Consider the following 26313-nt stretch of genomic DNA (forward strand, 5'->3'; position numbering starts at 1 on the left):
GACTATCTTACCGCTCAGTTTCTGAGATGTTCATCAGCGCGTGAACCAGGTGAAACCGTCGTAGAGCATTCCAGTGGCGGCGAGGACGGCGATGATCGCAAGAACAATCGAGGTCACAGTGTGTGAGACCTTCGATGTCTGGAAGCGCACGGCGCGTGAATAGGACATCGGCCGGTCGGTGACGAAATGCCCGAACTGGGCGAAGATCCGCCAGTCCATGACGTCGACGAGCGACTTCGCCGCGAGGGTGAAGACGATGATGCAGCCGATGCCCATGAACAGCAGGAACACGAAGCCTAAGAACCCGAAGTCCTTGAAGAAGGTGACGACCCGGTCGCCGATGGCGACGGCGAAGGCGGAGAAGCCTTCGCTGAACGGCAGCGCTTCGAAGGAGTCGGTGATCGTGCCGAGACTGACATTGTCGCGTTCGGTCCGCACGGAGCCGATGTACATGAAGATCGAGGCGGCGAGTGCCACGATGAGGTTGATGATCGAGATCGTCGCATTGTCCGGCCAGAAGTCGAGGTTCTTCAGCGTGTAGGTCGCTGACAGTGCCACACAGATGATGGCTCCGGTGAGCGCACCGATGGTCGCCGGCAGCAGGAGGTTGTTGAAGAACACGAACGCGACGACGGCGATGAGCGCGGCCCCGAAGATGTAGGTGAACACGGCGAGGGTGTCACCGTTCGCGGCCGTGGCGGCCCGCCGGTTCGCTTCGACCATCTGCCCCGAGTACTGGATGTTGCTCGCAAGCTCGGACTTCGCAGCCCGCGGCAGGTCGGCATCCCGGGCGTCGTCATAGCCATTGCCGTAGCCGTCGCCGTAGCCGTGGGCACTGTTGGGCAGCACGCGGGTCGCGTCATCGCCGCTCCACGGGCGGGTGGGCAGGTTGTCGTCGCCCTGGCCGTAGCCACCTGGGGTGCCCGGTCGACCTGACTGGGGCCGTGGCTGCCATCGTCCGAGCTTCGCACCGATCATGTAGATGACGAAGACGACGAGAGCTGCGAGGACTCCGATGGAGATTCCGGCGCCGAGCTCGTTCATAAGGGTGACTTCCTGGGAATGGACAACGGTGGTCGTCCTGTCAGTGTATGGACTCTTGACGCTTCGAGCACGTTCTGCCGGTGGACGAATAGGGGCCGGAGTCGGGCAGAGGAGACCTCGACTGGGCAATCGGCGGTTCCTGGGTAGGCTGGGAGCAGGACTCGGACCCTCAGGTCTGCCGGCCCTGCCCACCGACGTTCGAAGGAGACACGCGATGACCAACGCCCAGGCTTTCACCTCCGAGGCCCTGCCCCTGGACGAGCAGGTCGTCCTCGTCACCGGAGCCGGGCGCGGCCTGGGTTCGGCGATCGCGAAGGCCTTCGCGATCGAGGGGGCCGCCCTCGTCATCAACTACCGGTACTCGGCAGAGACCGCTGAGGAACTCGCCGAGGCGGTCCGTGCCCGCGGCGGACGTGCCGAGGCCATCGCGGCTGATGTCACCGATTCGCGTGCCGTCGACGCGATGTTCCGCACCGCGGCCGCGGAGTTCGGTGCGCCGGTGTCCACGGTGGTCAACAATGCGCTCGCGGACTTCTCCTTCAACGGAGATGAGCGCCAGCCTGCCGATGAGATCGACTACTCGGATTTCGCCGACCAGTTCCGCGGTTCTGTGGAGGGTGCGGTCAACACGGTCCAGGCCGCGATGTCCGGTTTTCGGCATATCGGGTCCGGGCGAGTCATCAACATCGGGACGAACCTGTTCCAGGACCCGGTCGTTCCCTATCACGACTACACGGCGGGCAAAGCGGCTCTGCTGTCGCTGACGAGGACGTTTGCCAAGGACCTCGGTCCGGCCGGGGTGCGGGTGAACATGGTCTCCGGAGGGCTGCTTCGCACCACCGACGCCTCTTCGGCGACGCCGGAGGAGGTCTTCGATCAGATCGCCGCCGCCAGCGCTCTGCGGCGGGTGACCACTCCGGAGGACTTCGCCTCGGCGGTGGTGTTCTTCGCCTCGCCGGCCTCCCGCGCGGTGACGGGGCAGAATCTCATCGTCGACAACGGCCTCGTCATGGTCTGAACCTGACGACGTCTCACATCGAACGATGGGGCCCCGGGCCGGATGACCCGGGGCCCTCGTGTCTGGGCCGCTGTTGCTGAGACGACTCGGGTGGTGGGTCTCAGACCTGTTCGAGGAAGGTCAGGGCCCGCTCGTAGAGCAGCTCGGCGTTGGTCTCCCGGTGGTCCGCGGTCGTCGGGTCGCTGAACAGATGCGAATCACCGGGGTAGAGGAAGTATTCGGCTTGAGCTCCGGCTCGAGTCGCCGACTCGAGGAGGGTCTCGATCGTGCCGGGGCTGCGCCACGAGTCGTCGACGGAGAAATGGGCTTGGACCGGCACCTGCTCCTGCCAGCGGGTCGGCTTCGGGAAGCCGCCGCCGTGGAAGAGCATGGCCCCGCGTGCACGCGGATCGTTCTTGCCCATCTGCTGAGCGAGTGCGGCTCCCAGCGAGAACCCGCCGAAGACGATCTCATCGCCGAGGTCGACGCAGGCGTCCTTCGCTCGGTCCACGAGCGTGGAGAATCCGACTTCCTGGGAGAACGCGACGCCCTCCTCGGCGTCGGTGAAGGTCTTGCCTGCGTAGACGTCGGGCGTGTGGACGGCGTGGCCGGCCAGGATGAACCGTTCGGCGAATGCATCCATGCCGGATGTGCGACCGAGTGCCGAGTGGAACAGGACGAGCGTGGTCATAGAGTCTCCTCTCGGCCGGTCAGCGGCTGTGACCGTGGGGGATGGTGAAGGTGTCGGCGCGTGCGGTCGCCCAGTCGTCGGCCCATTCCGTGGGAGGATCCTCGAGGAGCTCGCCGGGTTTGAGCCAGTCGTAGAGGCGGGCATAGGACCAGGAGTCGGAGGCGGAGACGTTGCGGCGCAGCATGGTCGGCTCCAACTCGTCCGGGCCGGAGGCACCCATCGATGCCATGAGGCGCACCGCCTCGGCGACGACCCCATCGTGGTAGTTGCGTACGCGTTCGGCCTTGGTGGGTACGTCGATGGCGCGCGCTCGCCGCGGATCCTGTGTGGCCACGCCGACCGGGCATCTGCCGGTGTGGCAGACCTGCGCCTGGATGCAGCCGATGGCCATCATCATCGCGCGTGCGGAGTTCGTGAAGTCCGCACCCTGGATGAGACGTTTGACGATGTCGGTGCCGGTGGCGATCTTCCCCGAGGCGCCGATCTTGATCTTCGTGCGCAGACCGGCACCGACGAGCGCGTTGTGCACGATCATCAGCCCCTGCGTCAGCGGCAGTCCCACATTGTCCTCGAATTCCAACGGTGCCGCACCGGTGCCGCCTTCGGAACCGTCGACGATGATGAAGTCCGGCAGGATCTCGGTCTCGACCATGGCCTTTACGATCGAGAGGAATTCCGTGCGCGATCCGATGCAGAGTTTGAATCCGGCGGGCTTCCCGCCCGAGAGCGTGCGCATCCTCTGGATGAATTCAAGCAGCTCGATCGGGGTCGAGAACTCACTGTGTCCGGGCGGGCTGATGCAGGTCTTGCCGACGGGGATGCCGCGGATCGCCGCGATCTCCTCGGTGACCTTCCGTCCGGGAAGCACACCGCCGATGCCCGGTTTCGCTCCCTGCGAGAGTTTGAGCGAGACCATCTTCACCTGCGGGTCCTTCGACTTCTCGGCGAAGATCTCCGGGTCGAACTTCCCGTCGGGGGTGCGGGTGCCGAAGTAGGCGGTGCCGAGCTCCCAGATGAGGTCGCCGCCGTGTTCGCGGTGGTACGGCGAGATCGACCCCTCGCCGGTGTCGTGAGCGAACCCGCCGAGGGCCGCTCCCTTGTTCAGGGCCCGTACGGCGTTGTTGCTCAGCGAGCCGAAGCTCATCGCCGAGACGTTGAGCAGTGAGATGTCATAGGGCTGGGTGCAGTCCTCGCCGCCGATGTGCACGCGGGGCGGACGCGGCGGGTTGGGGATCGGCATGGCCGAGTGCATGAGCGCCTCATAGCCGGTCCGGTTGACGTCGCGTTCGGTGCCGAAGGCGTGCTCGGAGTGCGTGCCCTTGGAGCGTTCGTAGATGGTGGTGCGGGTGTCGCGGTTGAACGGCCGACCGTCCCAGTTGCGTTCGATGAAGTACTGCTGGATCTCCGGCCGGATCGATTCCAGCAGGAATCGGGCATGTCCGGCGATGGGGTAGTTGCGCAGGATCGAATGCTTCTTCTGAGTCAGATCCCATGCGGCGAGGGCGCCGAGTCCGATCGCCGAGGCGGTCGCCGCCAGCCCGGCGACCTGCTTGCCTGCCGACTCGCCGCTGACCAACCGGACAATGGGGAATTGCCGTTTCATTGTGCCTCCTTGAACTGTCCTGGCTTCGAGCCTAGACCCAGGAGACTGAGTTTTCAGGAAAGGCTGACCTGAGAAGATTCAGAGCAGTCCGGCAAACAGCGATCCGACGAGCGCATCGAGCTGCAGCGAATAGGCGACGATGATCGTCAGCCCGGTGGCGATCCACGCGATCTCCTTGCTGTGGTCGAAACCGCGCAGCGGTGCCCGACCGTACCGGAGGCCGCCGGCCAAGACGATGACGAGATCGATGATCCACCAGATCCCCAACCCGCCGAGGCTGAGCGCCTTGAGCACGCCCGTTGAGTACCGACCGGTGTAGAACCGGTCCAGTCCGAGGAAGCCGAAGAGCAGAGACAGCAGCCAGGTGAGGACGAACGACCGGTTGCCGGAATCGTCGGCAGCCTCGTCGATGCCGACCGGAGCCAGCGGAGGGAGGGGAGTGGCGGGAGAGATCGCGGGAATCTCGGTGGTCGCGGACATCGCTGTGGACTCCCATCCTGTGCTCGCCGGTGCCGGGTCCGATGCTGTCGACGCCGGGGACCCGACGTCGTCGAAGGTATGGCTCCAGCCTAGGGAACCGAGCGGCGCCTCGGCGATGGGGTTATCCCCCTTTGCGGACTGGGCCGCTGACCGGAAGCGTTTGGGGTCGCGGTCCCCGCAGGCATAGCGTTGGTCTCATGAGCACAGGTGAGCCGAGTCCGACGAGCACTCGGCGAACCGTCGTCGCGGTCTTCCTGGCCGGAGTCTCCGTCTTCCTCGTCCTCTACGAGACCCAGGGGCTGCTGCCGGCCATCCGCGAGGCCTACGGCATCGACGGACCGACGGCGAGTCTGACGGTCTCGGCGACGAACGTGGCGATGGCCGTCTTCCTCATCCCGTTCTCGATGCTCGCTCCGCGCATCGGCCATGCCCGTCAGATCGGCGCAGGCGTGATCGTCGCAGCGATCCTCGCCCTCGTCCTGCCGTTCACACCGACTCCCGAGCTGCTCATCGCCGTCCGCTTCCTCCAGGGGCTGGCGATCGCCTCGGTGCCGGCAACGGCGATGGCCTACCTCTCCCTGCGGCTGCCGTCTGCGGCCCTGCCCGGTGCGATCGGGGTCTACATCGCCGGCAACACGATCGGCGGACTGTGTTCGCGACTGCTCACCGGTCTGGCCTCCGAACTGCTCGGCTGGCACGGCGGGCTCGCCTTCACCGCCGCGATCTCCCTGATCTTCGGCCTCATCGTCGTCTGGCTGCTGCGCCACGACCTCTTCGCAACCGCCCGGAGCAGGGCCGTCCTCGACACCGAGTCGACCGTCGACGAGGCGGCCGACCCCGACCCTGCACCCACCGCTGACGACCCCGTACCCACGACTGAGGGCGACGGTGCCCCGCGGCCGCCTCGGCGAGTGATCCCGCTCAGCGGGGGACTGTGGCGGATCTACCTCACCGGTTTCCTGTGCATGATCGTCTTCGGCGGGTCGTTCACGATGCTCGGCACCCGGCTGCAGCAGGACCCGTGGCGGCTGAGCGAGGGCGCGGTCGCCCTGTTCTTCCTCATCTACCTCGTCGGCACCGTCGTCACCACGTACTACGGCCGCCTGGCCACGAAGTTCCCACGCCAGCACATCACTCTGGCCGGGATGCTCATCGCGCTCGCCGGGGCCGGGGCCACCCTCGTCGACTCGCTCGCGAGCATCATCATCGGCATGTCGCTGCTCACCGCCGGCTTCTTCCTCGGGCACACCGGCGCCTCGGCAGCGGCCAGTGCGGCCCGGCCCGGAGTGGACTCGACCCGTTCGGCGGCCATCTACCTCACCGTCTACTACCTCGGTACGAGTCTCGGAGCATGGCTGTCGGCGGTCCTCTTCGTCGACTTCGCCTGGCCCGGCGTCGTCGCGATGTGCGCGGCCTCCCTCATCGCGGTCCTGGTCTTGACGCTGACCGGAGCTCCGATAGGGTTCAAGAAACGCCGCTGATCGGTCGTTCAGGGCCGCCGGAATCCCCGCCGGGCCCACGGCGACCGGCCGGTGCCATGCCGATGCCGGACCGATGAGTGCCGGCCCTGCCTTCGAAAGGTCCTCCCATGCTCGAGACCACGCATTCGACCGTTGTCTGCTCGATCGCCGACGGCGTCGCCCACGTCGAGATCGACCGCGCCGAGAAGCTCAATTCGCTCACCCGTGAGGTCTTCGAAGACCTCGTCGAGGTGGGACTGGCGCTGCGAGACTCCGCCGAGGTCAAGGCCGTGGTCCTGTCCGGTCGGGGACGCGCGTTCAGCGCTGGCCTCGACTTCACCGAACTCACCCGGATCGCCGAGGAGGGGACCGCGACCCGTTCGACCGCCGAGGAGGAATCCGACAGCCGGGCCGAGGGCACGGGCTCCGGGTCCTCCGCCGTCCACATCGGCGAACGCCTCGGCTCCGCCCGGGCGCTGGCGCAGAAGGCCGTGCACATCTGGTCGCTCGTCGAGGTGCCCGTCATCGCCGCGGTCCGCGGACCTGCTCTCGGCGGCGGCCTGCAAATCGCCCTCGGTGCGGACATCCGGGTGGCCGGGCCCGATGCGAAGCTCTCGCTCATGGAACTCAATTGGGGCATCATCCCCGATATGTGCGGCACCCAGCTGCTGCCACGACTCGTCGGCCCCGGTCAGGCGAAGAAGCTCATCGCCACCGCGGACACGATCGGTGCCGAGGAGGCCCTGCGCATCGGCCTCGTCGAAGAACTCGTCGACGACCCGATCGCCCGCGCCCGAGAATTGGCCGCACAGATCGCCGGACAGTCACGCTCAGCGCTCGTGTGGGCGAAGCGCCTCGTCGACCTGTCCTATGATTCCGAACTCAGCGTCGGCCTCGACACCGAACAGGAGGCGCTGGCACAGCTGCTGGGCACCGAGGAGCAGAAGCAGGTTGTGGCGACCCGGCTGGCGGCGATGAAGGCGCGCGCGAAACGCTGACCTCAGGACCCGCGGATCGAGGGGAACTCCGGGCGGACGGGATCGATGGTCCGCTCGGCTCCGAGCGCCTCGACGACGGAGGCGAAGGACGAGAGCTGCCGCAGCAGAACGAACGTCGGACGCATGAGCTTGAGCCGGCCCGCAGCCTCGTCGGCGAGGATGCCGCTGACCGAACGCCATTCGCTCGTGTGCGCCTCCGTCGTCTGGTGCTGGGCAGCGTCGAGCTCCGGGGCGGCGATCGTATAGAAATAGGTATCGAACCGTTTGGGGCGGCCCAGCGGGGTCACCCAGTTGGCCCAGGGGACGAGCCCGGCCGGATCGAGCACAGCACCGGTCTCCTCTTCGACCTCACGCACCGCGGCGGCGAGCAGGACCCGCCACCCCTCAGCCTCCTCGGCGATGGTCGAGCGTGACCAGGCGGACGTGTGCACGATCGGGTCGGCGACCGTGATCGTCGAGGCGGTCTGCGCATCGATCGGGTCGACGCGGCCGCCGGGGAAGACGACGACACCGGCGGCGAAGTCCATCGTCGAGACCCGGTGCTGGATGAAGACTTCGAGGCCCTCGGCGCCGTCGCGGAGCATGAGTACGCTCACGGCGGGCCTGACGGGCACCGACTCCGCATTGACGACGTCGGGGCCGCGGCTGGCGCTGTCGGCCACATCCGAACGGTCGGAGCCCTCAGGACTGATGTCTCGAATCACGGTCAGCACCTTCGCTTTCGCCACTTGTCATTGTCTTCCAGTATGCCCGCGCACCCTCGCCGAGGCGGAACCGGGGTCACGGACGCCGGGGCCCTGCTCGGGTGGGACCGGGGCCCGGCGGCACAGTGCAATCGGGGGCGCGGACGGATGATGTCCGTGGTCAGAGGGGATGTGCCGGTGTGGACGCAGACTCGGCACGATACGATAGTGCGCAATGCGAATTCCTCAACCTGAGGTGAAAGACCCCACCGGTGACGAACAAGGGCGGGGCTGAACAGGCGATATATGAGCAGTTTCGGGATCTATCCGCTCTTCAACATCAATTCGGCCTGGCCGAATTGGGTGATCATCACCCTTCTGCTGATCGATCTCCTCATCCGCATCATTGCGCTCGGATGGATTCCGCACAACCGCCGGCCCTCGGTGGCACTGGGCTGGCTGCTCGCGATCTTCCTCATCCCGTATGTCGGCGTCGCGGCGTTCCTGCTGCTCGGCTCGGCGAAGCTGCCGAAGCGGCGGCGGGACAAGCAGTCGCAGATGAATGCCCTCATCCGCGACCAGATCCGGAATCGGCCGATCCTCGGGCAGAAGGACCACATGCCCGAACCGCTGAGCACCGCAGCGCAGCTCAACTTCGACCTCGGTGCCCTGCCGATGACCCACGGCAACGACTTCGAGCTCCACGTCGACAATCACGCCTGCATGGAGGCGATGGCCGACGCCGTCGACGAGGCGACGCGATTCGTGCACTTCGAGTTCTACATCGTCGCCATCGATGACACGACGAGGCGGCTGCTCGATTCCCTGCTGGCCGCGCATGCGCGGGGGGTGCGGGTGCGCATCCTCATCGACCATGTCGGCTCGTTGGGGTATCCGGGGTATTCGGAGCTCGTCAAGAGGCTCGACTCCTCGGGCGTCAGCTGGCGTCGAGCCCTGCCGATTCGACCGTGGCGGGGCGAGTACCAGCGGCCCGATCTGCGCAATCACCGCAAGATCCTCGTCGTCGACGGGGACGTCGCGTTCACCGGTTCGCAGAACATCATCGACCGCTCCTACAACAAGGCGCGCAACCGGCGGAAGGGCTTCCGCTGGAAGGATCTCTCGCTCGAGTGCCGCGGTCCGGTCGTCGAAGAGCTCGATGCCGTGTTCATCACCGACTGGTATTCGGAGACGGACGAGATCGTCGACGAACCCGACAGCTTCGAACTCGATGCCCCCGACTCCGGCGGCATCCAGGCTCAGGTCGTGCCCTCGGGACCGGGATTCGAGGATGAGAACAATCTGCGGCTGTTCAACCACCTCATCTACAACGCGAATCGCAGCGTCGTCGTGTGCTCACCGTATTTCGTGCCCGACGAGTCGCTGCTGCACGCACTGACCACCGAGGCGCGCTCGGGTGTCGAGGTGCGCCTCTACGTCGGTGAGACGAGCGACCATTGGCTGACCCACAAAGCGCAGCAGTCCTACTATGACGAACTCGTTCGGGCCGGGGTGCGGATCTTCATGTACCACGCACCGACGGTGCTGCACTCGAAGTTCCTCATCATCGACGACGAGGTCTCGATCATCGGTTCCTCGAACATGGACGAACGGTCCTTTGCGATGAACCTCGAGGTCACGATGTTCATCGTCAATCGTGAGTTCACACAGCGCATGTACGAGCTCGAGGCCGAACGCTACGCCCCGAACTCCGTCGAACTCGACGCCGAGGAATGGGCGAGCCGGTCACTGCTGGAGAAGTACGTCGAGAACGTGGCCCGACTGACGAGCTCCCTGCTGTGAACGAAGCCGGCGACCGTGCCGCTGCTCAGTCGTCGTCGGCGACTCCGGCGGGGCCCTCGTCGTCGAGGTGACGCTCGGGATCGGCCACTGTGTCCTTGGCCTTCGGCGACGGCGTGTGCTTCGGCGAAGCGGTGGTGCTCTTCGCGGCGGTGTCCTGCGCGGACGATTCGTCCTCATCACCGTCGAATTCGGAGACGGGCGTGCTCGTCGACGCCACGGCATTGACCTTGTCGGCCGCGGTCTGGACGGCATCGGCGACGGCCGGTGACTTCTCACGCAGCGACTGGTTGGCCCTGTCGACGGTGTCCTGGACTCGCGGGTCGGTCCACAGATCCTGGGCCTGGGCCTTCAGCCGTTCATAGCTCTGGCGTCCGGTGCGCGATCCGAGAATGAATCCGACTCCGAGACCGGCCAGGAGAATCAATCTCTTCTTCATGGTCATGCTCCTCTTCGCAGTTTGCCGACACTGTCTGCCGCACTGCTGTGCGGCACAGATCCGAGCCTCTCGGTGATCAGCGCATGGGCGCTGTGTCCTGTCCCACCAGCTTATACCGTGCAGTGCCCGGTGGGGTATGGATTGCGCAGCCGATGCCCCGAGCGTCGAAGATCAGCCGACGGTGGGCTGCTGCTGAGTGATGCAGTGGATGCCGCCGCCGCGGGCGTAGAGTTCGCGGGCATCGACTCCGACGACCTTCCGACCCGGGTACACCCGCTCGAGCACAGCGGCCGCCTCGGCGTCCATCGGATCATCGAAGGTGCAGGCGATGACCCCGCCGTTGGTGACGAGATGATTGACATAGGAGTAGTCGACCCACCCCTCCTCGTCGCGCAGCACCTCGGGTGCGGGGATCGGCACCACTTCGAAGGGCACACCATCGGCGGTGGTCTCGGCGGAGAACTGTGCGATGAGCGCACGACTGAATTCGTAGTCCGGGTGCTTCGGATCGCGCTGATCGTGGACGAGGACGACGCCGGGACTGGGCATCGTGGCGACGATGTCGACGTGACCGCGAGTGCCGAAGGTCTGGTTGTCGCGGTGCAGCCCGCGATCGAGCCAGATGACCTTCTTCGCCCCGATCGTGGCCGCGAATTCGGCCTCGACATCGGCTTCGGTCAATCCCGGGTTCCGACCCGGGTCGAGTTGTACACTGCGGGTGGCCAGCACCGTGCCCTTCCCATCGACATGGAACCCACCGCCTTCGTTGCGCAGCGATGAGGACACCACCGGGGTGCCGGCCAGATCCGCGACGAACTCGCCGATGTGCTCATCGTGATCCCAGCTCGCCCACTCCTGCGCGCCCCACCCGTTGAATACCCAGTCCACCGCGTGCAGCCGGTCCTCGTCGTCGACGACGAAGCTCGGCCCGATATCACGCATCCACGCATCGTCGAGTGCGGCGTTGACGATCGTGATCGGGTGCGTGATCCCCTCGCCGAGGTGGCGCCTGGCATGCTCGGTCTGTGCACTGGTCACGACCACCGTCACCGGGGTGAACTCGCTGGTGGCCCGGGCAACGGCGGCCCAGGTGGCGCGGGCGGCTTCGGCGTCGGCCTCTGTGTCGCCGAGCGCGTAGCCGGAGGATGGGAACGCCATCCAGACCCGGTCCTGGGCGGAGGTCTCCGCGGGCATGTGCAACGTCATCGTTCGTCCCTTCGCTGATGTCCGGTCGAGCACGGTCGGGCGGGCGACCCGGTTCTTCGGGGCTCCGCGCCGCAGCCGTGGAATCTGCCGCCTGGTCGTGATCGGCGATCGTACCGCTGATTCTAGCCAGATCGTCGCCGAGGCGGCCGACGGATACCGTCGCCCGCCCGGAACGGGATTCGCAGCTCTCCCGTTCCGGCCTCCGCCGCTCTCCTGCCTCCGGTCCTGGCCCGCCTCGGCCTCTCCCGACCACCGGCGACCCCGTCGGGTGGGCCGGGCGACTCGGTCCGTATAGTCTGCCTGAGGACAGGAAAGTCGGTCGTGCCAAGGGAGGCAGCAGGTGGAAACAGCAGGAGCCCAAGAACCTTTCGGGCGGCAGAGGAGCGGACCTCTGACCGGGACGGTCGTGGCGGACTTCTCCCGCGTCCTGGCCGGACCCTACGCGACGATGATGCTCGCCGATCTCGGGGCCACGGTCATCAAGGTCGAGGGCAGGACCGGCGATGATACGCGTCACTGGGCGCCGCCTCGGCGAGGGGACGATGCGACGTACTTCCTCACGGCGAACCGGAACAAGCACTCGGTCGTCCTCGATTTCAAGGATCCCGAGGATCTCGAATTCGCACAGCAGCTGGCCGCCGCCTCCGACGTCCTCGTCGAGAACTTCAAGGCCGGGGGACTGGCGAAGTACGGACTCGACTACGAGACGGTGAGCGCGGTGAACCCGGGCATCGTCTACGCCTCGGTGACCGGTTTCGGTCGTGACAATCCGCTGCCGGGCTACGACCTGCTCATCCAAGGGCTGTCCGGGTTCATGTCGGTGACCGGCTCGGAGGAGTCGGGCCCGGTCAAGGCCGGTGTCGCTGTCGTCGACGTCATCACCGGACTCCATACGACGGTGGGCATCCTCGCCGCGCTCGCCCACCGCAAGGACACCGGCATCGGCCAGCTGGTCGAGACGAACCTGCTGTCCTCGGCGCTGTCGGGCCTGGCGAACCAAACCTCGGCGTATGTCGCCGGCGGCGTCGTGCCGCAGGCGATGGGCAACCAGCATCCGAGTCTCTACCCGTACCAGCCGATGCCCACGGCCGAGGGGCAGATCATCATCGCCTGCGGCAACGACAACCAGTTCGCCCGCCTCGCCGAGGTGCTCGGCCACCCCGAATGGGCCAGCGACGAACGGTTCGCGAACTTCGCCGATCGCAACGTCCACCGCGAGGAACTCGAACCCGAACTCATCGCCGCACTCAGTGAGAAGACGAACCAGGAATGGTTCGACATCCTCACCGAGGCGGGGCTGCCCTGCGCGCCGATCAACTCGATCGCTCAGGGTGTGGACCTGGCATCGACGCTGGGACTTCAACCCGTCGCCGAGGCGGGCGAAGGGGATCGTGTCATCCCCACCGTGGCCAACCCGATCCGGCTGTCCGAGACCCCGGCCAGCTACGAATTGGCACCGCCGACGCTCGGCGAGTCGACCGAGGCGGTCAAGGACTGGCTGCGTTCGCTGCAGTAGGCAGGCATCACCGGAGGCCGTGATCGGGCACGGACCGGGGAAAAGTCCCTTGCCGCTGAAGTACCCTAGTCACTGTGTGCTGTCACCGCGGATGTCTGGGCGCCGCCCCGAATCCCGGTGCCGCCGGAAGTGTTCGCTGAGAGATTCGGAACCGAGATGGACAACAAGCCGACCGAGGCAGCGCCTCGGCGACGATCGGCGGTGAAACGGACCCTGATGGTGATCGCGATGGTGATCACGGGATTCCACCTTTTCGCCAGCTTTCTGTGGATCGCCCCTGCTTCGACGATGCGGGAGGTGATTCCCGGCGATCTGCTCACGAAGTACATGATCCCGATGTGGGGGCAGTCATGGAGCGTGTTCGCGCCCGAGCCGATCAATGGTGACTACTACTTCGACGTGCGTGCGGTGATCAAGACGGACAGCGGCGAGGAGATCACCCAGTGGGTCAGGGCCACCGACGTCGAGCTCGACCACTCCACGTACAAGCTGTTCCCGCCGCGTTCGGCCGGACTCGGCATCGGTGTGGCCTCGGATATCAAGGGCTCCTGGGAGGATCTGCCCGATGACCAGAAGGCGATCGTCAAGCTCGACTACTTCAAGGGCGATGATTCGGTCGATCGGCTGACGACGAAGCTCAAGGAATACGACGACCCGAAGAATGCGATCCCGGACTACCTCGAGAGTGAGCACACGGCCACGGCCTATGCGACCCAGGTGGCGAAGGCGATCTGGGGCGACGATGTCCAGCGCGTCCAATACCAGGCGGCCCGACAGAACGTCGTGCCCTTCGCCGACCGCAACTCCAAGAGTGCCGAACGTCCGAAGATCCAGCCGGTTCCCGTGGGCTGGCGTGCACTCGTCGTCGAGGAGCATCAGTCCCAGCAGGAGTTCACGAAGTACTTCTGCTCCTCCGACAAAGTGAGGTGCGTCAGTGAACAGTGACGACACGACCCCGCACGAGGAAGACGACATGAAATCGACGAGGAGCGGAACGGACACTGCGACCGAGGTCGGGCACTCCGGTCCGGCCGCCTCGGCGAGGGGAGACGAAGAGTCGCAGGAGAGCATCGGCAGCGCCGGACTCGTCCCGTTGACGACCCTGGTGCGCGCGAAGCTCGCGCACGGCTGGAACTGGCTCGAGGAGATGCTCACCGGTCGCTATCACGCGACCTACGGGCTCGCGGTGACGCGGATCCTCATCGGGTTGACCGGGCTCGGACTCATCCTCACGAACTTCAATGCGCGGCACTACGCCTTCGGCGTGGGGGCTGCATGGAACGGTGAGATCGCCGAACCGAAGAGCGACTTCCCGAGCATCTGGCTCTTCTCCCTCTACCACCGGGCGGTGACGACGCCGCCGCTGTTCACCGCGCTGACGATCGGGCTGGCGCTGCTGGCCATCGTCATCATCCTCGGGTGGCGCACACGGATCGTCCTGCCCTTCTACCTCGTGCTGTGGGTGAGCTTCATCGAGCTCAACGACGGTGCCGGCGACCAGGGCGACAACGCCTACCGCATGTTCATGATCGCGCTCCTCTTCGCCGACACCACCCGCCGGTGGTCGCTCGATGCCAGGCGCCGGGCCCGGAATCCGGAGTTCCCGGAGTCCGACGGCGGGCCGTGGCGGTGGGCGCTCATCATGGCCAACAACCTCGCCATCGTCGTCCTCGCATTCCAGGTGTGTGCGATCTACATGTCCGGCGGCCTGTACAAGGCTGGCGGCACCGCTTGGCAGCACGGATTCGCCGTGTACAACCCGCTGCACACGCAGCAGTTCGGCACTTGGCCGGTGCTGTCGGATCTGATGACGGCGTGGGGGCCGATGGTCGTGGCGATCTCGTGGGGGTCGATCCTCTTCCAGTGCGCTTTCCCGTTCATGCTGTTCAACCGATACACCCGCATCGTCGCGCTGCTCGGCATCCTCTCCTTCCACCTCGGCATCGCGCTGCTCATGGGCCTGCCGTGGTTCTCGTTGACGATGATCGCCGTCGACGCGATCTTCATCCGCGACCGCAGCTTCGCCAAGGTCAGCGCCTATCTGCGGCACTGGTGGGCCTCCTCGGCGCCACGGGCCAACGGAGCGAAGGCTGCTGGGGCTGGCGGTGCGAAGGCTGGGGCGAAGGCCGCTGGGGCTGGCGGTGCGAAGGCGGCTGGGACGAAAGCCGCCGAAGCGAATGCTGCTTCGTCCTCGAAGCCGGGGTCCTCAGCCGGTAAGAAGTAGCACGTTCGCGGCCCTCTTTCGCTGCGCAGCCGGCGGAGCAGACGCAGGGGCGTTTCACGTTCAGTGCGGCGGGTTTCACAAAAGGTGCATGGGCGCATCACTTTTGGTGCGAGTGCGCGTCACAAAAGGTTCGGTGCATCAGTTCCGAATCTGATGCACCGCACCTTTTGTGTTGCAGGGTGGTTCTCCCGACCGTTGTGTGGCAGGGAACGCCGTTGTGGAGCAGGGGGCGGCCGTGCCCGGCCGGTGCGGCTGCAGGGGCGGGCGCCCACGCACGCTGCGGCTGCAGGGGCGGGCGCCCACGCACGCTGCGGCTGCAGGGGCGGGCGGCCCTGCCGACCGGTGCGGCTGCAGGGGCGGCACCCCCGACCGGTGGGCTGCAGGGTGGTTCTCTCCCGCACGCACGCAGGCTGCGGCTGTTACCGCTTGGGGCGCAGCTCCAGGCCCTTGGCCTCGGGATCTTCGGGCAGGTCGACCACGACGGTGTCTCCGTCTTGGATGTCACCGGCCAGCAGAGCGCGGGCCAGCTTGTCGCCGATCTCGCGCTGGACCAACCTGCGCAGCGGACGGGCGCCGAATGCCGGGTCGTAGCCTTCGAGGGCCAACCAGTCCTCCGCGCCCTGAGTGACCTCGAGGGAGATCCGACGGTCGCCGAGCCGCTTGGACATGTGTTCGATCTGCAGATCGACGATCGAGGCGAGCTCGGCCTGGCCGAGGGCATCGAAGAGCACGATGTCGTCAAGCCGGTTGAGGAACTCGGGCTTGAACGTCGCATGCACGACGTCGAGGACCTTGCTGCGCTGCTCCTCATTCGACAGCGAGTTGTCGACGAGGAACTGCGAACCGAGGTTCGAGGTCAGGATGAGAATCGTGTTCCGGAAATCGACCGTGCGTCCCTGACCATCGGTGAGCCGACCGTCGTCGAGGACCTGCAGCAGGATGTCGAAGACGGAGGGGTGCGCCTTCTCGACCTCGTCGAGCAGGACCACGGAGTACGGGCGACGGCGGACCGCCTCGGTGAGTTGGCCGCCCTCGTCGTAGCCGACGTAGCCCGGAGGAGCGCCGACGAGGCGGGACACGGTGTGCTTCTCACCGTATTCGCTCATATCGATCCTGATCAGAGCCTTCTCATCGTCGAAGAGGAAGTCCGCCAGCGACTTCGCCAGTTCCGTCTTGCCCACACCGGTGGGTCCGAGGAACAGGAACGAACCGGTCGGACGATCCGGGTCGGCGACACCGGCCCTCGAACGGCGGATGGCATCGGAGACCGCAGCCACGGCATCCTTCTGCCCGATGAGTCGCTGACCGAGGACGTTCTCCGCCCCAAGCAGCTTCTCGATCTCGCCCTGGAGCAGGCGTCCGGCGGGGATGCCCGTCCAGGAGGAGACCACCTCGGCGATGTCATTGCCTGAGACCTTGTCGGAGACCATCGGGTCCGAGTTCTGCCCGGCTTCGGCTTCCGCTTCGGCTGCTTCGGCCTCGGCGATCTCCTTCTGCACAGCGGGGATCTCTCCGTAGAGCAGACGAGACGCGGTCTCGAGGTCCGTGTCGCGCTGAGCCTTGTCGGCAGCGGAGCGCAGTTCGTCGAGCTTCGTCTTCAGCTCACCGACCCGGTTGAGGCCGGCACGCTGGGATTCCCAGGTCGCTTCGAGTCCGCGCAGCTCCTCCTCCTTGTCGGCGAGATCGGCGCGCAGGGCGTTGAGCCGTTCGACGGACGCGGAGTCGGTCTCCTTCGACAGGGCCATGTCCTCCATCTTCAGGCGGTCGACGGCGCGCCGGAGCTCATCGATCTCGACGGGAGCCGAGTCGATCTCCATCCGCAGCCGGGATGCCGCCTCGTCGACGAGGTCGATGGCCTTGTCCGGCAGTCGCCGACCGGTGATGTACCGGTTCGACATCGTTGCCGCGGCGACCAGGGCGCCGTCGTTGATCGAGACCTTGTGGTGGGCTTCGTAGCGCTCCTTGAGTCCGCGGAGGATCGCAATCGTGTCCTCGACACTGGGCTCGCCGACGAAGACCTGCTGGAACCTCCGCTCGAGGGCGGGGTCCTTCTCGATGTTCTCGCGGTACTCATCGAGCGTCGTGGCGCCGATCATCCGCAGCTCACCGCGGGCGAGCATCGGTTTGAGCATATTGCCCGCATCCATCGAGGAATCCCCGCCGGCCCCGGCACCGACGATCGTGTGGAGTTCGTCGATGAAGGTGATGATCCGCCCGTCGGCGTTCTTGATCTCCTCGAGCACGGCCTTGAACCGCTCCTCGAACTCGCCGCGATACTTCGCGCCGGCGACCATCGCGGAGAGGTCGAGGCTGATGAGCGTCTTGTCGCGCAGCGACTCGGGCACGTCTCCGGCCACGATCCGCTGGGCCAGGCCCTCGACGACGGACGTTTTGCCGACGCCGGGCTCACCGATGAGGACGGGGTTGTTCTTCGTCCTGCGGGAGAGCACCTGAACGACGCGACGCACTTCCTTGTCGCGGCCGATCACCGGATCGAGTTTGCCCTCGCGGGCGACGGCGGTGAGATCGATGCCGAACTTCTCCAGCGACTGCATGGTCTCCTCGGGGTTCTCCGAGGTGACCTTCTTGCCGGCGCGCAGTTCGGGCAGAGCCGCGAGCAGCGCGTCCCGGCCTGCACCATTGGAGCGCAGGGCATCGCCGGTGCCGTCCTGGCCGGCAGCGGCGGCGAGCAGCAGGTGCTCGGTGGAGACGAACTGATCGCCGAGTGCGGTCATCTCCTCCTGCGCGAGATTCATCATCTCGAGCCCGGTCCGAGACAGGCTCGGCTGGCTCACCGAAGAACCGCTGACCGTGGGGAAGCCGCCGATCACGGCTTCGATGGCGGTGAGCACTCGCCGCGGGTCGGCGCCGACCTTGGTCAGCAGGGTGGCCGCGAGAGAATCGGGCTGGGACAGGAGGGCGGCGACGAGGTGCGCCGGTTCGACCTGGTTGTTGTGCCGGGCGACGACGTCGTTGACCGCAGTCTGCAGCGCCTCCCGGGATTTGGTTGTCATCTGTGCGTCCATGCGCAACTCCTTCGTGAAATCGTGTGCTGATCACAGCTCTCGAATGGAACAACACCAACAAAGTTGAGTCTATTCCGCTCAACCTTTATTTTCAGCCGAGAATCTCGCCGAGGCGGCCCGCCGTCCCGTATCGCCGACACCAACGCGTCCGGCTCAGTTCGCGAGCACGGACTGGAGGTCGAAGCGACGCAGGACCTTGTCGGCGATCTCCGGATCCGTGCCGCGTTCACGTCGGGCGGCGAGCACCTCGGCGCGGGCGGTCTGCATCGCCCTCTTCTGCACCTGCAGCATCTGCTCACGGTGTTCCTTGAACGCGGTCACCTGCTCGGAGTTCGCCTGGTCATCGGTGGTTCCGCTGAGCTGGTCGTGGAGGAGCTTGAACCTGGCCCGCAGCGGTTCGACCACCTCGTCGGGCAGGCTGTCGTCGTTCCTGATCTCGCGCATCGCCGCCTTGTAGGCGCGCATCGCGATCGCCTTCGTGGCCTGATGCTCCTTCTCCGCCTCGTCGTCGATGCCCAGGCCCGCCACCGCAGCGGGGAAGGTCAGTCCCGCCAGAACGAGGGTGACGAGCAGGACGATGGCCGCAGCGACGACGATGTAGGACCGGCCCGGAAACGGCATCCCGGATTGCGTGGTCGCGGGAATCGACAGGGCCAGAGCCACCGTGGCCAGACCGCGCATCCCGCCCCAGGTCATCAGGGTGGCATCGCGGACGTTCAGCGGAGCGGCATCGGGGTCGACCTCCCGGCGCTTGCGCTCGATGAGAGTGCCCAGGAGCAGCCAGATGAAGCGGACGGCGATGACGATGACGGCGATGAGCCCGCCGATGAGCAGCGCCCGCCCGAGATCGGCATGCTCGGATTCGATGATGAGACGCAGATCGAGTCCGATGAGGCCGAAGGCGATGCCGGTGATGAGCATCTCGAGGACCTGCCAGGTCGAGTTCTGGGTGACGCGTGCCGCGGAGTTGCCTTCCGTGTCGCGGCGACGGACCTCGAGTGCGGCGACGACGACGGCGATGACGCCGCTGGCGTGGAGGTGCTCGGCGACGAGGTAGACGCCGAAGGGCAGGACGAGCATCAGTGAGGAACGGGCGACCGTGTGGTCGATCTTCTCCATCACCCACCACGCCGCGAACGACAGGACCAGACCGACGGCGACCGCGACGGCGGCGGAGACGATGAATGACACAGCCAGATCTGCGTAGTCGACCTCGGTGCCGGCCAGCACCGCGGCCATCGCGGTCTGGAAGATGACCAGCGACGCCGCGTCGTTGAACAGTCCCTCGCTCTGCAGGGTCGACATGATGCGGCGCGGAATCGACACGGTGCCGGCGACCGCGTCGACGGCGACGGGGTCCGGTGGGGCGAGCATCGCGCCGAGGGCGATGGCCGCGGCGATCGTGATGCCGGGGATGAGGAGGACGGCGGAGCCTGCGACGGCGGCCACGGTCACCCCGACCAGGGCCACGGACATGCCGAGGATCGTGCGCCACCGGATCGCGAACAGTGCCCACGACGTCTTCTGCGCCGCAGCGAAGAGCAGGGGCGGCAGGAACAGGGGGAGCACGAGTTCGGGGTCGATGCCCACCTCGGCGAAGGTGGGGATGAAGGCACCGGCGATGCCGATGAGGACCATGAGCGCCGGCCACGGAAGTCTGAGTCTCTGCCCCAATCCGACCACCACCGAGGTAGCTGCTCCGAATCCGATGATCATCAGCAAAGTGGTCATGATGGTCCCTCTCGACTCCGCTGGACCCGCACCGGGAAGGCCGCGCGGACGGGGATGAGCGAAAACGGTCGACCAGATTCCGCGCTGCGAGCCTGACCTTTGGCAGAATATGGCTATGTCCGAGTCAATTGTATTCGCGCCGCTCGACGACGGAGTCGCGTCCGTGACGATCAACCGGTCGGCCACACGCAACGCTTTGTCCCTCGAGGTGATGGAAGCCCTCATCGACACCCTCGCCGAGGTGGGCCGCCGCACCGATGTGCGCGCAGTCATCGTCGGCTCCGCCGGTCACGTCTTCAGCTCCGGTCATGATCTCAAGGAGATCCGTGGGGCGGATCTTGAAGCGCAGCAGGAGATCTTCAACGCCTGTTCTCGTCTCATGCAGCTCATCCAGACCATTCCGCAGCCGGTCATCGCGCAGGTTCAGGGGGTGGCAACGGCGGCCGGATGCCAGCTCGTGGCCGCCTGCGACCTGGCGGTCGCCGCGGAGTCGGCACGGTTTGCGACTCCGGGAGTGAAGATCGGCCTGTTCTGTTCGACGCCGATGGTCGCCCTCTCCCGCGCGGTGCCGGCGAAGCAGGCGATGCGGATGCTGCTGACCGGTGATTTCGTCTCCGCCGAGGATGCGCTGGCCTTCGGTCTCGTCTCCGACGTCGTCGCCGATGACGACCTCGAGACCGCCACGGCGGATCTCGCTCGGAAAGTGGCGTCCGCCTCGTCGGCTACAGTTGCCATAGGCAAGGCCGCGTTCTACGAGCAGCGTGAACTGCCTGTGGCCGAGGCGTATGCGCGGATGTCACAGGTGATGGCACACAATGCTGTCGGCACCGATGCTCAGGAAGGGATCGACGCCTTCCTGAGCAAGCGCGAGCCGCGGTGGCAGCACCGCGGATGAGCGCCCGCGATGTCGCGAGAACTTCGACAGTGTCAGGATGTGCCGCAGTGAGGCACGGATGAGAAGGGGATCAACGTGGCGGTGATAGTGACCGGAGCCAGCGGCTTCATCGGCGGTGCCATCGCGCGTGCTCTCGCGGAGAGGGACGAGACCGTCTACGCTCTGGGCCGGAGAGACCCGGACATCCCCGGAGTGAACTTCCAGCAGTGGGACATCACCGAGCCGGCCCCTTCGGCGGTGACGTCTCTGGCGGGGAAGGTCACTTCGGTCTTCCACTGCGCCGGGATCGCCTCGGTGAGCGCTGATGATGACGCACTCTATGAGGTGCGGGTGACGGGTACGCGCAACGTCCTCGACGCCTTCCCGAAGGCCCGCATCGTCCACCTGTCGTCGACGACGGTGTACCCGCCGAGCGAACTCCACACCGAACTGTGGGAGGAAGCCGGGCCGAAGGATCCCGGCGAGTTCTCCGACGCCTACTCGCGCACCCATGCCCTGGCCGAACAGCTCGTCGCTCGGATCCGACCCGATGCCGCGATCCTCCGACCTGCGGCCGTCTATGGCCCGGGCGAGACGATGCTCATGCCGTTCCTCGCCCACATGGCGAAGAAGGGGGTGCTGCGTCTGCCCGGAGGCGGTCGGCAGAAACTGACCCTGACCCATGTCGACAATGTCGTGCGGGCCGCGCTCGCCTGCCTCGATGTGCCCTCGGCGGCGGGTCCGTTCAATATCGGGGACCCGACCCCGTACCGGCTCAAGGACGCCGTGGCCACTCACTTTGCGCGGATGGGCTACGACCAGGTCGTCATCGAAGGGGTGGCGAAGGACAAGGCGCTGGTCATGGCGAAGCTCGGACTCCGGATCAAGGGGATGTTCAAGCGCGGAGATCGTGCGAAGCTCTTCCTCGTCGAATACCTGCAGTCCGATCGGACCTATAACCTCTCACGGCAGCAGAGGGTGCTCGGGATCTCGACCACCCAGCACCTCATCCCCTCCCGGTTCCAGTAGGCCCGTCTCAGCGTTTCAGCCCGTGCTGGGCGGCGACGATCTTCGATATCAGCGAGCGCGGAAGCACACGTTTGAGCAGGAACGGCAGCGGGGCCCGGCTGCCGACGGCGTAGAACTCCCGCGGCCTGGGCGAGATGATCGCGTCGACGATCGTGGCCGCGACTGTCTCGGCCGAGATGCCGCCTCGTTCATTGGCATCGAGCCGCTCGAGCATCGTCGTGACATCCGCCGTATAGGGCGAGCCCTCCTCGAGGTACTTCGTCCGGCGCAGCCCGATGCCCGTGGCGATCGACCCGGGCTCGACGGTGCTCACCCACACCCCGAACGGTGAGAGTTCCTGCCGGGCTGCCGTGGCGAATCCGCGCAGAGCGGCCTTCGACGCCGAATAGGAGCTGCGGTGAGCCAGCGGAAAACTCGCGAGCATCGACCCGACCATGATGATGCGGCCCGCTCGTCGCTCGCGCATTCCGGGCAGAACGAGCTGACTCAGCCTTACGGGCCCGAACACATTCGTGCGGAACAGGCGTTCGACGGCATCGGCGGGCAGCTCTTCGAACGGACCGGACTGACTCTCGCCGGCATTGTTCACGAGCACATCGATGCTCTCGCGCATGCCGATCGCATCGAGATCCTCGGCCAGCCGGTCCGGCCCCTCGGGGTCGGCGAGGTCGAGCGGCAGGTACCGGACTCCGGGGATCGTGTCGGTCGGCTTGAGCCGATCCGGGCTGCGGCTCGTCGTGAGGACGGTGCAGCCCTTGGCCGCGAGTGCTTCGACGACGGCTCTGCCGATACCCGAGGTGCCGCCGGTGACGAGGACGGTGAGGTCCGGTCGCGCAGTGCCCGTCATGCTCGCTCTCCCCCTGGGAGCGCGGAATCGCCGTGCCCACGTCCTGATGCGTCATTCCCTCGTCCGGGTGCGCCGGCACCGGTCTGGTTTGCGACCGCGCGTCCGGCCCGCAGCCCCGAGAAGATGCACCCGCCGAGGAACGTGCCTTCGAGTGCGTTGTAGCCGTGCATTCCGCCGCCCCCGAATCCGGTGACCTCACCGGCTGCGAACAGCCCCGGAATCGGTGTGCCGCCTCCGGCAGTGCCGCCGGCAGCGCCGATGACCTGACCGTCGAGGTTCGTCTCCGCCCCGCCGAGGGTCTTGCGCGAGAGCAGACTCAGCCGCACCGCGATGAGCGGCCCGTGCTCGGGATCGAGGATTTCGTGCGGCTTGACCGCGCGCACGATCTTGTCCCCCAGATAGGCGCGGGCATTGTGGATCGCCTGCACCTGCGCATCCTTCGAGAACGGGTGCGCGGTCTGGCGGTCCCGTTGCCGGATCTGCTCGACGAGGTGGTCGTGATCGATGACCGGCCCGCGGGAGCGTGCATTCATCCGGGCGACGAGTTCCTCGGTCGAATCGGCGACGACGAAGTCGGAACCGTACTTCTTGAACGCCTCGATCGGCGCGGGAGCATCGGAGGAGCGCACACGGTCGAGCGTGATCCGGATGTCCTTCTCCGTGATGTCCGGGTTCTGCTCCGAACCCGAGAGCGCGAATTCCTTGCGGATGATCGACTCGTTGAGGACGAACCACGAATAGTCGTACCCCGTGTCGAGGATTGTGCGCATCGTCCGGTTCGTGTCGAAACCGGGATAGTTCGGGGCTGGGAACCGGTTGCCTTCGGCATCGAACCACATCGACGAGGGGCCGGGAATGATCCGGATCCCATGCCCGGGCCAGATCGGATTCCAGTTCTCGATGCCCTCCGTGTACGCCCAGATCCGGTCCCGATTGATCAGGCTCGCCCCGGCATCCTCGGCGATCTGGAGCATCCGTCCGTCCACGTGAGCGGGCACACCGGCGAGCATCGTGTCGGGGAACTCGCCGAGGCGGTCGACCGGCCAGTACTTCTTCATGAGGTCGAAATTGTGGCCGATCCCGCCGGTGGTGACGATGACGGCGGGAGCACGGAGTTCGAAGTCCGCGACCTCCTCGCGGTTCGACTCCACCCCGCGAGCCGTGTGGCTGGGCGCGAGCGTGCGACCGCGGACACCGACGACGGTGCCGGATTCGGTGAGGAGCTCATCGACGCGGTGTCGGAACCCGAACTCGACGAGCCCGGCCGTCTCGGCGGCTTCGACGGGTTCGCGGAAGACGCGGACCACCTCGGGGCCGGTGCCCCAGGTGAGGTGGAAGCGGGGGACGGAGTTGCCGTGTTCGGCGGCTCCGGAGCCGCCGCGTTCGGCCCAGCCGACGATCGGAGTCAGGCGCAGGCCGAGGTCACGCAGGTACTGTCGCTTCTCTCCTGCCGCGAATTCGAGGTAAGCCTCGGCCCACTGTCTGGGCCAGTGGTCCTCCTCGCGGTCGAATCCCGCCGAGGTGGCCCAGTCGGCGCGGGCGAGTTCGAGCGAGTCGTGCACGCGCAGTCGACGCTGTTCGGGAGAGTCGATGAGGAAGAGCCCGCCGAGTGACCAGAACGCCTGCCCGCCGAGGTTGGCGCGATTCTCCTGGTCGAGGATGACGACGCGTTTGCCGGCTCGGGTGAGTTCATGGGCGGCGACGAGACCGGCGAGTCCGGCGCCGACGATGATCGCATCGGGGGATGGGTGGCCGTTTGTGCTCATCGTCGACTCCTCTGTCGTCTCCGTCGGCCGAACCGACGTTCAGTGGGTTCAGATTGCCAAAAACAGGCCGGATTCTGGCAATCTGCGCACACTTACCTTTCAGTAGGAATCAGTATCGCAGACTCAGCCGCCCAGGGTGCGCTCCAACCAGTCGGCTGCCGCGGCGAAGGACTCCTCGGAGGTCGTCGGGTCGATCGGCACGAGGACTCCGTCGGAACTCGGGTAGCTGCCGAGGAAGGCGAGTTTGAGCGCGGACCGATGAACGCCCTGCAGCGCCTCGGCCACCCGCGCCTCGTGGATGTGCCCGAGCAGGTCGATCGAGAACTGGTAGAGACCCAGCCCGTCGCCGGTCGGTCGGGATTCGATGCGCGACATGTTCACACCGCGGCTGGAGAACTGTTCGAGCAGTTCGAGCAGCGAACCGGCCCGGTCCGATCGCAGAGCCGCGACGATGGTGGTCTTGTCCGCCCCGGTCGGTGCGGGAATGGCACCGGGACGGGTGACGACGACGAAACGGGTGACGGCGTCCTTGCGGTCGCCGATGTCCTCGGCGAGGACGTCGAGCCCGTAGCGCTGCGCGGCCAGGGCGGGACACACGGCGGCCACATGGTCACCGGCGTCGTTGGCCAGGTCGCGGGCGGCAGCGGCCGTCGACGAGGTCGGCAGGTAGACGGCATCGGGGAAGTGTTCGGACATGTACGCGCGCACCTGTGCCTCACCGTGCGGGTGGGAGCCGAAGGACGTGACCTCCTCGGCGGCGGTCCCCGGCTTCACGGCCAGGACGAAGCGGACGGGCACGACCACCTCGGCGATGATCTGGAGCCGACCGTGCTCGGTCAGGGCATCGATCGTGGCCGGCACCCCGCCTTCGACGGAGTTCTCGATCGGAACGACTGCGGCATCGCAGTCGCCTTCGATGACGGAATCGAGAGCGGCGGCGGCATTGCGCATCGGCTGTGCCGAGGCCGTCGCGCGCAGATTCCGGGAGTCGAGGAAGCTCAGCAGAGCCGCCTCGGTGAACGTGGCCTCGGGGCCGAGGTAGGCGAAACGGGCCAGACTCACTTGCCGGTCTCCTTCTGCTGGTGGCTCCGCTTGGCGCGGATGCGGCGGACGAGGATGGCGCGGGCGACATCGCGGTATTGGGCGGCGCGGTGCAGGTGCGCCTTGAGGTCGCGACCGGTGACGCGGTGGTGGAGGTCGCATTCGACCTCTTCCACGCGCAGGCCGGCGTTGACGACGTCGATGGTCATGGCCGTTTCGACACCCCATCCGGCGGCGAACGGCAGGGCCGTGTCGAAGGCCTCCCGGGACAGGCAGCGCATGCCCGACAGTGGCTGAGTGGCCTCGAAGCCGCTGAGTTCGGCGATGCCCTTCTTCGCGAGCCCGACGACGAATCCGAAGCCCCCGCCCTTGCGTTTCTGCTCCGGCAGGATCGCGATCGTCATGTCCGCTTCGCCCGCGAGCACGGGTGCGGCCAGGGGAGCGGTGTTGACGGCGGAGTCCTCGAGGTCGCCGTCGATGAACAGCAGCGCCCGATGCTTCGGCTCGAGACCCGGGTCGGCGTCGGAGATCTCCCGGTTGCGCAGCGCGAACGCCCCGGTCATCATGGCCGCGGCCTTGCCCTTGTTCTTCGGGTGGGTGATCACCTCGGCGCCGGCCCGACGGGCCACGGTCCCCGTGTCATCGCTCGATCCGTCGTCGACGACGAGGACGATGTCGACCCCGGGAATCTGCTTGGCCGCGGTCACCGTGGCGGCGATGCGCTCGGATTCGTTCATCGCCGGGACGATGGCGGCGACCGCCTCGGGGGCGGGGTGCGGGTGTGCGCTCATGCGGGTGCTCCTGTCCGACACCGGCGCCGAGGCGGGGCCGGGCACGGTCGGATCCGTGCCCGGCCTG

Annotated in this window: 22 protein-coding genes; 9 read left to right on the top strand and 13 right to left on the bottom strand. The window is 66.6% G+C overall.

Annotated features, from left to right (window positions below; genetic code table 11):
• Positions 1–33: 33 nt before the first annotated feature.
• On the bottom strand, positions 34–1044 hold the full coding sequence (locus ACSE4D_RS09615; RefSeq protein ID WP_425119019.1) for a hypothetical protein: 1011 nt from the start codon (positions 1042–1044) through the stop codon (positions 34–36).
• A gap of 214 nt (positions 1045–1258) precedes the next feature.
• Here ACSE4D_RS09615 and ACSE4D_RS09620 point away from each other — a divergent pair, with 214 nt between their 5' ends.
• Complete coding sequence (locus tag ACSE4D_RS09620) at positions 1259–2062, top strand: 3-oxoacyl-ACP reductase (RefSeq protein ID WP_205683382.1); 804 nt, start codon at positions 1259–1261, stop codon at positions 2060–2062.
• A 100-nt stretch (positions 2063–2162) separates the two neighbouring features.
• Here the strand turns inward: ACSE4D_RS09620 and ACSE4D_RS09625 are convergent, their stop codons facing one another.
• The 3 genes from ACSE4D_RS09625 to ACSE4D_RS09635 all read right to left on the bottom strand — a co-directional run bounded on the left by ACSE4D_RS09625 (position 2163) and on the right by ACSE4D_RS09635 (position 4815).
• Positions 2163–2732, bottom strand: coding sequence for a dienelactone hydrolase family protein (locus ACSE4D_RS09625; protein ID WP_135541756.1), 570 nt, complete (start codon positions 2730–2732; stop codon positions 2163–2165).
• A gap of 19 nt (positions 2733–2751) precedes the next feature.
• Entirely contained in the window at positions 2752–4335 is a 1584-nt protein-coding gene (locus ACSE4D_RS09630; RefSeq protein WP_135541758.1) for an FMN-binding glutamate synthase family protein, read from the bottom strand.
• A 78-nt stretch (positions 4336–4413) separates the two neighbouring features.
• Positions 4414–4815: a TM2 domain-containing protein gene (locus ACSE4D_RS09635; RefSeq protein ID WP_135541760.1), complete on the bottom strand. Its 402-nt coding sequence runs from the start codon at positions 4813–4815 to the stop codon at positions 4414–4416.
• 197 nt (positions 4816–5012) lie between these two features.
• Between ACSE4D_RS09635 and ACSE4D_RS09640 the strand changes: the two genes are divergently transcribed.
• Together ACSE4D_RS09640 and ACSE4D_RS09645 are read left to right on the top strand one after the other, a co-directional pair.
• Complete coding sequence (locus ACSE4D_RS09640) at positions 5013–6296, top strand: MFS transporter (protein WP_135541762.1); 1284 nt, start codon at positions 5013–5015, stop codon at positions 6294–6296.
• A gap of 107 nt (positions 6297–6403) precedes the next feature.
• Positions 6404–7273 carry an enoyl-CoA hydratase-related protein gene (locus tag ACSE4D_RS09645; RefSeq protein WP_135541764.1) on the top strand — a complete coding sequence of 290 codons (870 nt, stop codon included), beginning with the start codon at positions 6404–6406 and terminating at the stop codon, positions 7271–7273.
• Positions 7274–7275: 2 nt separating this feature from the next.
• On the opposite strand, the gene ACSE4D_RS09650 is transcribed toward ACSE4D_RS09645, so the two are convergent.
• Positions 7276–8001 carry an NUDIX hydrolase gene (locus ACSE4D_RS09650; RefSeq protein ID WP_436325874.1) on the bottom strand — a complete coding sequence of 242 codons (726 nt, stop codon included), beginning with the start codon at positions 7999–8001 and terminating at the stop codon, positions 7276–7278.
• 261 nt (positions 8002–8262) lie between these two features.
• Here ACSE4D_RS09650 and cls point away from each other — a divergent pair, with 261 nt between their 5' ends.
• Positions 8263–9759, top strand: coding sequence for a cardiolipin synthase (cls, locus tag ACSE4D_RS09655; RefSeq protein WP_425119011.1), 1497 nt, complete (start codon positions 8263–8265; stop codon positions 9757–9759).
• A 25-nt stretch (positions 9760–9784) separates the two neighbouring features.
• Here cls and ACSE4D_RS09660 read toward each other — a convergent pair whose 3' ends face one another.
• Positions 9785–10195: a hypothetical protein gene (locus tag ACSE4D_RS09660; protein WP_425119010.1), complete on the bottom strand. Its 411-nt coding sequence runs from the start codon at positions 10193–10195 to the stop codon at positions 9785–9787.
• 171 nt (positions 10196–10366) lie between these two features.
• Positions 10367–11401 (bottom strand): agmatine deiminase family protein, encoded by a 1035-nt coding sequence (locus tag ACSE4D_RS09665; RefSeq protein WP_425119009.1) that lies wholly within the window; start codon positions 11399–11401, stop codon positions 10367–10369.
• 340 nt (positions 11402–11741) lie between these two features.
• Between ACSE4D_RS09665 and ACSE4D_RS09670 the strand changes: the two genes are divergently transcribed.
• The 3 genes from ACSE4D_RS09670 to ACSE4D_RS09680 all read left to right on the top strand — a co-directional run bounded on the left by ACSE4D_RS09670 (position 11742) and on the right by ACSE4D_RS09680 (position 15141).
• Positions 11742–12917, top strand: a complete 1176-nt coding sequence (locus tag ACSE4D_RS09670; RefSeq protein ID WP_436325875.1) for a CaiB/BaiF CoA transferase family protein — start codon at positions 11742–11744, stop codon at positions 12915–12917.
• Between the two features lie 156 nt (positions 12918–13073).
• On the top strand, positions 13074–13862 hold the full coding sequence (locus ACSE4D_RS09675; protein ID WP_425119007.1) for a DUF5819 family protein: 789 nt from the start codon (positions 13074–13076) through the stop codon (positions 13860–13862).
• Complete coding sequence (locus ACSE4D_RS09680) at positions 13852–15141, top strand: HTTM domain-containing protein (RefSeq protein WP_436325876.1); 1290 nt, start codon at positions 13852–13854, stop codon at positions 15139–15141. The genes ACSE4D_RS09675 and ACSE4D_RS09680 overlap by 11 nt, the downstream gene beginning before the upstream one ends.
• A gap of 419 nt (positions 15142–15560) precedes the next feature.
• Here ACSE4D_RS09680 and clpB read toward each other — a convergent pair whose 3' ends face one another.
• Both clpB and ACSE4D_RS09690 read right to left on the bottom strand, forming a co-directional pair.
• Complete coding sequence (gene clpB, locus ACSE4D_RS09685) at positions 15561–18167, bottom strand: ATP-dependent chaperone ClpB (protein ID WP_425119005.1); 2607 nt, start codon at positions 18165–18167, stop codon at positions 15561–15563.
• Positions 18168–18320: 153 nt separating this feature from the next.
• Positions 18321–19898 carry a Na+/H+ antiporter gene (locus ACSE4D_RS09690; protein WP_436325877.1) on the bottom strand — a complete coding sequence of 526 codons (1578 nt, stop codon included), beginning with the start codon at positions 19896–19898 and terminating at the stop codon, positions 18321–18323.
• A 115-nt stretch (positions 19899–20013) separates the two neighbouring features.
• On the opposite strand from ACSE4D_RS09690, the gene ACSE4D_RS09695 reads away from it, so the two are divergent.
• Both ACSE4D_RS09695 and ACSE4D_RS09700 read left to right on the top strand, forming a co-directional pair.
• The gene (locus ACSE4D_RS09695; RefSeq protein WP_436325878.1) at positions 20014–20793 is read left to right on the top strand and encodes an enoyl-CoA hydratase; all 780 of its coding nucleotides are present in this window, start codon (positions 20014–20016) and stop codon (positions 20791–20793) included.
• Positions 20794–20868: 75 nt separating this feature from the next.
• A complete protein-coding gene (locus ACSE4D_RS09700) occupies positions 20869–21801 on the top strand; it encodes an NAD-dependent epimerase/dehydratase family protein (protein ID WP_135541783.1) in 933 nt (310 codons plus the stop codon).
• A gap of 7 nt (positions 21802–21808) precedes the next feature.
• Here the strand turns inward: ACSE4D_RS09700 and ACSE4D_RS09705 are convergent, their stop codons facing one another.
• From ACSE4D_RS09705 to ACSE4D_RS09720, 4 genes are all read right to left on the bottom strand, one after another.
• On the bottom strand, positions 21809–22648 hold the full coding sequence (locus ACSE4D_RS09705) for an SDR family oxidoreductase (protein ID WP_436325879.1): 840 nt from the start codon (positions 22646–22648) through the stop codon (positions 21809–21811).
• Positions 22645–24414, bottom strand: a complete 1770-nt coding sequence (locus ACSE4D_RS09710) for an FAD-binding dehydrogenase (RefSeq protein WP_425119000.1) — start codon at positions 24412–24414, stop codon at positions 22645–22647. The genes ACSE4D_RS09705 and ACSE4D_RS09710 overlap by 4 nt, the downstream gene beginning before the upstream one ends.
• A 123-nt stretch (positions 24415–24537) precedes the next feature.
• Positions 24538–25476, bottom strand: coding sequence for a prephenate dehydratase (gene pheA / locus ACSE4D_RS09715; protein ID WP_135541788.1), 939 nt, complete (start codon positions 25474–25476; stop codon positions 24538–24540).
• A complete protein-coding gene (locus ACSE4D_RS09720) occupies positions 25473–26246 on the bottom strand; it encodes a glycosyltransferase family 2 protein (protein ID WP_426936971.1) in 774 nt (257 codons plus the stop codon). Before ACSE4D_RS09720 ends, pheA begins: the two co-directional genes overlap by 4 nt.
• Positions 26247–26313 lie beyond the last annotated feature (67 nt).

The organism is Brevibacterium sp. FAM 27836 (genome assembly GCF_051351055.1).
Classification (GTDB): Bacteria; Actinomycetota; Actinomycetes; order Actinomycetales; family Brevibacteriaceae; genus Brevibacterium.